The organism is Staphylococcus sp. HMSC035D11, from assembly GCF_001836075.1.
Classification (GTDB): Bacteria; Bacillota; Bacilli; order Staphylococcales; family Staphylococcaceae; genus Staphylococcus; species Staphylococcus hominis.
In genome coordinates this window covers 106,754-113,915 of the sequence record NZ_KV827232.1, presented here as the reverse complement: position 1 = coordinate 113,915, position 7,162 = coordinate 106,754, and the positions used below count along the sequence as shown (strand labels likewise).

Below are 7,162 nucleotides of genomic sequence, written 5' to 3'. Positions count from 1 at the left end.
TTGTCTTAGGCATTTTTAATATATTGGCAGTCAATTCTAGTCTCGGGACCCCAACACAAAATTTTCAATAAGAAAGTCTACGTCTAACGCAAGTTAAGAATGCGTTACCACAGTAAAACGAGGAATTCAAAATGAATTCTGTCCCACTCTCATTTTTTGTTGATTTTTAATGCAACGATAAAAAACCCGTAGATAAAACTTATCTACGGGCATTTAATATAGAATGTTGATTTTACACACTCTCTAATATTGAATTATTTTTGATTTCCATAAGGACCTATTTTGTAGTCATATTTTGACGGATTAATTTTTTTGAAATCTGGATTATTGTAGAATCTGAATAGGTCACCATTTAATACGTCGTCACTCATTTCTAAATCTTTTTCCACCTGTTTCTTATTTTTTTCTAAATCTTTAGGTGGCGTTGTTATTAATTCATTATTTTTATTTGAATATACTTTACCATTCACAAATTTATAATCTTTTGTGATGAAATCACCATTACGGAATGGAATCACATCATTATGATCTTTAGATAACATATCTGTACCCAACATTAAATAATTCTTCGAGTCAATACCAACTAAATTTAAAATAGTAGGCATAACATCCACTTGTCCAGCATATGTTTCATCTACAGTCCCATTTTTGCCAGGAATTTTTAACCAGAAGCCAGTACGATTTAAATCTGTAAATTTAGCTGGTGTAATTTGCTCACCCAGTAATTTTTCCATTGCATTGTTATGGTTTTCAGAAATACCATAATGGTCACCGTAAATCATAATAACTGAATCATCATATAACCCTTTAGTTTTCAAATCATTAATATACTGTTCTAAAGCTTGATCTAAGTAATGCGCCGTTTGAATATATCCATCTACAGTAGAATCGCCTGTATTCGGCTTATCAATACTTGCATCTTCTGAATTTAAAGTAAATGGATAATGGTTAGTTAATGTAATTAAATGGGAATAAAAAGGTTGTTTCATTTTAGATTGATATTCTGCTGATGCTTTAAAGAAAGGTTTATCTTTTAACCCTAAATTCACGACATTTTCATCCGACATATCATAATATGTTGCATCGTAAAATTTATCTATACCAAAATGTTTATAAATTTGATCACGGTTCCAAAATGTTTTGTAATCCCCGTGCATAACATCAGAAGTGTAACCTTCTTTTTGATCTAAAATTGCTGGTAAAGATTGATATGTGTTATCTCCTTTTAATGAATACGCAGATCCTTGAGGTAAACCATATAAACTATTATCCATTGTAAATTCTGAATCAGAAGTTTTACCTTGTCCTGTTTGATGGAAGAAGTTTGGATAATATCTAAAGTCATCGTTACCAGTTGATAATTTATTTAAGAAAGGTGTAACTTCCTTACCATTTACTTTTTTATTAATTAAAAATGTTTGAAAACTTTCTAAATGTATTTTTATGATATTTTTCTTCTTAGCAATACCATAATATTCAGGGTTTGGTTCCGTATTTTTTTGTTTCGTATAATTTAAAACACGAGTTAAATCATCTTCAGAAGCCAATGCTTTTTGTTGATTGTTTTGAATCGTTTTAACACCATCATATACAGTAAAATTATATGGTCCTAAATATTTAACTAAATATTTGTGATCAAATGTACGAGTTAATAATTCAGGTCGATCAGTTTCAGCAAAAGCTAAGTTTAAAAAGAACAATGCAATTGATGCTGCCATCACTACTGGTACAAACTTTTTACTAAATACACGTTTGTCTAACCAACTTCGTTTAAAAATTAAAATAAACAGATATACAATCGTATCTAAGAAATACACAAAGTCATACCATTTAAAAGAGGCACTTACTGCGCCCCCCATCGATTGAACGTTACTCGCTTGATTTAATGTACTAAACGTTAAAAAGTCTGAGAAGAACCTAAAATAAACAACATTAGCATAGAGTAAAAATGTTAATAAGAATCCTCCAATAAAAATAAACCAATATGCTTTCTTACCTTTAAAGAACAAAAAGATACTTAAAATAAGCGCGATTAAACTATATGGATTCATCAATAGTATTAAATTTTGAACTAATCCTTTAACACCTAAAGAAAAATCTACATAGTATGAGAAATACGTTTTCAAGGTTACTGTAAATACAGTCATTAAGAAAAACGCAAAAAGACTTATTTTTCTTTTGTGTAAACTCATGAATGTTTCCTCCGTTTATAGTTATTCAAATACGGCCATTTACAAATGCTATTTTTAAAATTTAATATATTTTTAAAACAATAAAATTTTTAATTATCATTTAATAAAAGAACACTTTTTATTACTACATTTAATTGTTAACTATTTATTAAAAAAATATGAATTTTGTAATATTTTTGTAATAATACTTCATAGTTCAATATATAAATATAAAGTATTTTTACTTATTTATCAAGAAAAAGCTCAAGTTTAGCCTTTCCATTTATATACCTAATCATTTCTAAACTATTAAACTGATTGATATATTATAACGTCTAATCTATTCAATTTAATCAGACTATAGTCCTATACCTTTACATTAAAAAATATCATTAAATATTAATATTCAATATTTTGATGATATTTTTTATTTTAACATTTCTAATTGCATTCGAAATTCGATACCGTGAAATAATTGATTCATCCAATTACTAAACTTCACAGTATTTTTTTCAGCCGTTTCAATATCTATAAATTGAAATTTCAAACGAGATCCTCGTGGTTTTTGAGCAAGTTTAGTTAAATGATAGCTTGCTATAGTACCTATTTGTGGATAACTTCCAATAGTGTAATGATCATTTAATAAAATAATAGGTGTACCATCACGTTTTACTTGAATAGTGCCCTTTTTTACTGGTTGATACTCAGGCATATCTTCATAATATGCTTTAATACTAGGACCCTCTAATAACATCCCTACACGATTAGACTTATTCGTTACCTTGTACTCTCCATGTATAAATGTTTGTTGTGTTTCAGTATCAAAATCATTTGTTCCTTTATTAGCAATGACATGAAATACATCAGAAACATAATTAAACGATAAAGCATAACCATCAATTCCCCAACTTGTTGTTCGCTGATGTGCTAAATTTTCAAAAAGTTTACGGTGTCGTGATGTATAATCACGTTTCATTTCAATTTCATCGCCTTCTTGAAGTGTTCTTCCATGAAACCCTCCAACACCAACATTTAAATCTGTTGACGTTGAATTTAACCAAGAATCTAATTTAAATCCTCCTCCAATAGCTAAATAAACACGAGATGTTGTACTCGTTTCTTTGAAAGACAATACTTCTCCTTTTTCTACTAAATACAATTTATAAGGTTTAATTTTCATATTTTCTGTACACGCTTCAAAGTGATGACCTGTTAAGGCAATTAAAGTAGGCTCTGTGAATCTAATTTTCGCCATAATATGTGTCATTTCTAAAGTTGCTTCGTTTTTATCATTTGCTACAAGACGATTCGCAATTTCATGTCCTAATGTATCTAATGCACCGCCAGGGATGACTCCCTCATATTCATACCCTTGGCGTCCAAAGTCTTGGAACGTGCTAAAAAGTCCAGGTTTTTCTATTATGATTGACATTATTTAAAATCTCCTAATTCAGTATCATTTGGATTTTTAGGATGAAATAAGACATTATCTCCTAATTTTAATAAATTAAAGTTATCGCGCTCTGGTGAAAATAATTTAATTGGGGTATAGCCAATGACTAACCAATCGTTATAAGTATCTGTCGTTACAATGCCACATTTTTTCCCTTCAATAATGACAGAACCTGCAGGTACTCTTTTTTTCTTGTGACTTGTATGATTAACATATAATTTTTCATTCATTCCTGTTAAATAAGGAAAGCCTGGAGAATATCCCATCATAGAGACAAAGTAATGTGATTTTGAATGAAGTTGAATAAATTCCTCTTTGGATAGACGATAGTATTTTAATAGAGCCTCTAAATCAGGTCCAAATTGATCACCATAAACCACAGGAATATTATGAAAATGACACGCTGTTTGTTTATTTTCGATATGTTCTAATTCAGTCTGAATTGAATTTACAAGTGCCTTCATATATTGAAATGGCGATGAAATATTATAATGTTTAATCATATCTCGAGCATCATAACAAATCATCATACTAGACTCTGTAGGTACAATATCAGTGATGAAAGGTAAGTCTTTATTTAATAAATGTGTACGTACAGCAATTAAATTTTTTGTTACATCTTCAGCGACTTCTTGTTCAATATCTATAATAATCGCTTGGTCTCCTTGACTATAAATTTTCATTATTGCACCTCTTATTACATTCTAAATTATTTGAATCTATTTTATTGATGATAAAATAAATTTAATAAATGCGTAGCATATGGCATGATAGACTGAATTAAAAGATATACTAGTACAAATTGAAACAACACAGTCATTGTGCCTACAATACGCGGTAGCATGATTAGATTATCCTTCAAATATCGATTGATTATATATTTACTTAAACTATTGAGTAGTACGATAAGTATTAACCATAATAATGCCATAATCTTCTCCATTATTAACTAAATTAAATTTCACAATATTTATCAAATGTATTTTATATATAAATAGATACCCGAGCAACTTCACGTAGACTATTCAGCAAATAAACTTCTACTTCTTCATTTTCCAGTTTTATCATTAATTCATCTTTAGTATAATCTTTCAGCTTAAGTTTATGATTTTCTAATAAACTTTCTCTCATACATCCTCGTAAAAAATCTTTATTATATCGTGGCGTATAATAATTTCCATTTTCTTTAATCATAATATTTCCAATATCAAATTCTAAAATTTTACCACTATCATCATACAGTAGTATCAAATCTGTTTCATGATTATGCGTTAAATATGTTCTTTCTGTTGTTTTATTTATAATAAATTTTTGTGGATAATCATTGTTAGACTTTTTAAAACGTGCAGTAAAATTGTCTTTAGAAGATAATGGCTGAATAACGTGGGTAAATTGTCCGTCTTTATCAATTTCTATTTTCAAACGATATAAGTGGTCATTATAATTTTGTTTTAAATTTTCAATATAACTATACCAAGCAATCTCTGAAAACTGAAAACCTAATTGTGAACAAGATTGACGTAAACGACGCGTATGATAGTTTAGCCTTGGTATATGACCATGATTAAGTCGCATTGTTTCAAATAATTTCAATCATAACTCCTCCAATATTTTGGTTTTGTCTCGAAATTCTTGAATTTCATTTAATGGAACAGAATCAATGGTAATTCCCGCACCTACCCCGTAAAGAGCCAGATTATTTCGATATTCTACTGTTCTAATTGGAATGTTAAAAATCATTTTATCATCTGGTAACAATAAACCTATTGTGCCGCAATAAATATGTCTTGGACTGGTTTCTAAATGTTTGATATAAGCCATTGTACTTTGTTTAGGCGCACCAGTGATAGATCCACATGGAAACATTGCTGTTAAAATTGAATGAAGCGATATAGCATCTTCGAGTTGCCCTGTTACCATACTTGTCATTTGGTATACGGTTTGATACGTTTCAATAAAAAACAATTTATAAACTTCGATGGTTCCAGTTTTTGAAATTCTTGACATATCATTACGTAATAAATCAACGATCATTACATTTTCTGCTCTATCTTTATGAGAATACATTAATGCTTCATAATTCAACTGATCTTCTACACTATTTTTCCCACGTGGCATTGTTCCTTTCATCGGCTTACTAACAATAATGTTTGCTTTATTGTTAAACGTACCTTTTTGAAAAAATAACTCTGGAGAAATTGACGCAACTTTTACTTCTTCGGTATCTAATAAAGCTGTATAGCCACCGTTATTGTTGTGAGTTAAATAGGTATATAACGTTGAAATAGGATAATGTACTTTACTGGATAAACGAGTAGTATAATTAACTTGATAAGTATCTCCTTCTGTAATAGCTTCTTGTATTTTAATAATTTTTCTTCTCATTTGTTCTTCACTTTCTTGAAATTGAAAATGATGTACTGAATGATATTGTATATTATCCTTATTATTATCAGAGTTTAAGGGTTGATTAAAAGCGTATGCAGCAGCGTATACTTCTTTTTCTATTAAGTGATACGTTTCTAATTGATTATTAAAAAATGGCGCTGATTCATAAGTTAAATATAACGCTACATAATGCCCCTTTTTCTGTTGTTCTTCAGCAAATTGAATAACTTCACCTACTTCTTCTAAAGAATAGGCAATTGATTTTGAAATATATTGATCAAATCGCAATTGATAATTGATGTAGTCATCTTCATTAGTATAATAACGGTAATTAAACGTAATATTCATGTGTTTTTCCTACTCTCTCTATAAAGTATTGAATCTGCTGATGACCATATTCACTTAATATAGATTCAGGATGATACTGTACTGCAAAAATAGGTAGTGTATCATGTTCAAATGCCATCATAATACCTTCATTATTTGTAGCTGTAATATTTAATTGAGAAGGTAATTGTTGCCTATTAGCAATTAAAGAATGATAACGCATGACATTAAAATTTTGAGGTAACTGTTTGAAAAGTCCTTTACCTGTATGCATTATAGGTGTTGTATGACCATGAACGGGCTTTGGCCCATGCATAATTTCCCCTCCATAATATTCATAGATGAGTTGAAACCCTAAACAGATACCTAATATAGGCACCGATGAGGCGTATCTATCTAAAACGCTTTTCAAAATTGGATAGTCACTTGGTTTTCCCGGACCTGGAGATATGACAATAGCTTCAATTGTTAATTCTTCAAGTAATGCTACAGTCACTTCTGTTACCTTTATTACCTTTACACAATGAGAAGTTTTTGTTTTTATGTAATCAATCAAGTTATATGTAAATGAATCATTATTATCTATGACTATAATCATAATTATTTCCAACCTTCAAAATAATATATTAAAATACAATTTTATATAAGCGCTTTTTTTAATATTCTATAAACTAGCACTTGATTTTAAGATATGAATATATTAAGCTATCTATCGTATAATTCGAATATAAAGAGGTTCCTAGCTGAAACCCTCTATAAAAAACTAGACCTTTGTAGAAATATTTATATAAGCTTTTTAATGTACATATGTTCTACATCTTTT

7 protein-coding genes are annotated in these 7,162 nt (G+C 29.2%); all 7 read right to left on the bottom strand.

The window, feature by feature from the left end; translation table 11 throughout:
- Window positions 1–254: 254 nt before the first annotated feature.
- The 7 genes from ltaS to HMPREF2647_RS04885 all read right to left on the bottom strand — a co-directional run bounded on the left by ltaS (window position 255) and on the right by HMPREF2647_RS04885 (window position 6,937).
- Entirely contained in the window at window positions 255–2,192 is a 1,938-nt protein-coding gene (gene ltaS / locus HMPREF2647_RS04910) for a polyglycerol-phosphate lipoteichoic acid synthase LtaS (protein ID WP_017175955.1), read from the bottom strand.
- A 406-nt stretch (window positions 2,193–2,598) separates the two neighbouring features.
- Window positions 2,599–3,603 (bottom strand): 5-oxoprolinase subunit C family protein, encoded by a 1,005-nt coding sequence (locus HMPREF2647_RS04905; protein ID WP_019834930.1) that lies wholly within the window; start codon window positions 3,601–3,603, stop codon window positions 2,599–2,601.
- Window positions 3,603–4,307 carry a 5-oxoprolinase subunit B family protein gene (locus HMPREF2647_RS04900; RefSeq protein WP_019834929.1) on the bottom strand — a complete coding sequence of 235 codons (705 nt, stop codon included), beginning with the start codon at window positions 4,305–4,307 and terminating at the stop codon, window positions 3,603–3,605. Before HMPREF2647_RS04900 ends, HMPREF2647_RS04905 begins: the two co-directional genes overlap by 1 nt.
- Window positions 4,308–4,348: 41 nt before the next feature.
- Entirely contained in the window at window positions 4,349–4,555 is a 207-nt protein-coding gene (locus tag HMPREF2647_RS10980; RefSeq protein WP_049379636.1) for a hypothetical protein, read from the bottom strand.
- Between the two features lie 53 nt (window positions 4,556–4,608).
- Window positions 4,609–5,217 carry an aminotransferase class IV gene (locus HMPREF2647_RS04895; RefSeq protein ID WP_049379637.1) on the bottom strand — a complete coding sequence of 203 codons (609 nt, stop codon included), beginning with the start codon at window positions 5,215–5,217 and terminating at the stop codon, window positions 4,609–4,611.
- Window positions 5,218–6,360 carry a chorismate-binding protein gene (locus tag HMPREF2647_RS04890; RefSeq protein WP_049379638.1) on the bottom strand — a complete coding sequence of 381 codons (1,143 nt, stop codon included), beginning with the start codon at window positions 6,358–6,360 and terminating at the stop codon, window positions 5,218–5,220. It lies immediately after the preceding gene.
- Window positions 6,344–6,937, bottom strand: coding sequence for an anthranilate synthase component II (locus tag HMPREF2647_RS04885; RefSeq protein WP_017175960.1), 594 nt, complete (start codon window positions 6,935–6,937; stop codon window positions 6,344–6,346). The genes HMPREF2647_RS04890 and HMPREF2647_RS04885 overlap by 17 nt, the downstream gene beginning before the upstream one ends.
- Window positions 6,938–7,162: the final 225 nt, after the last annotated feature.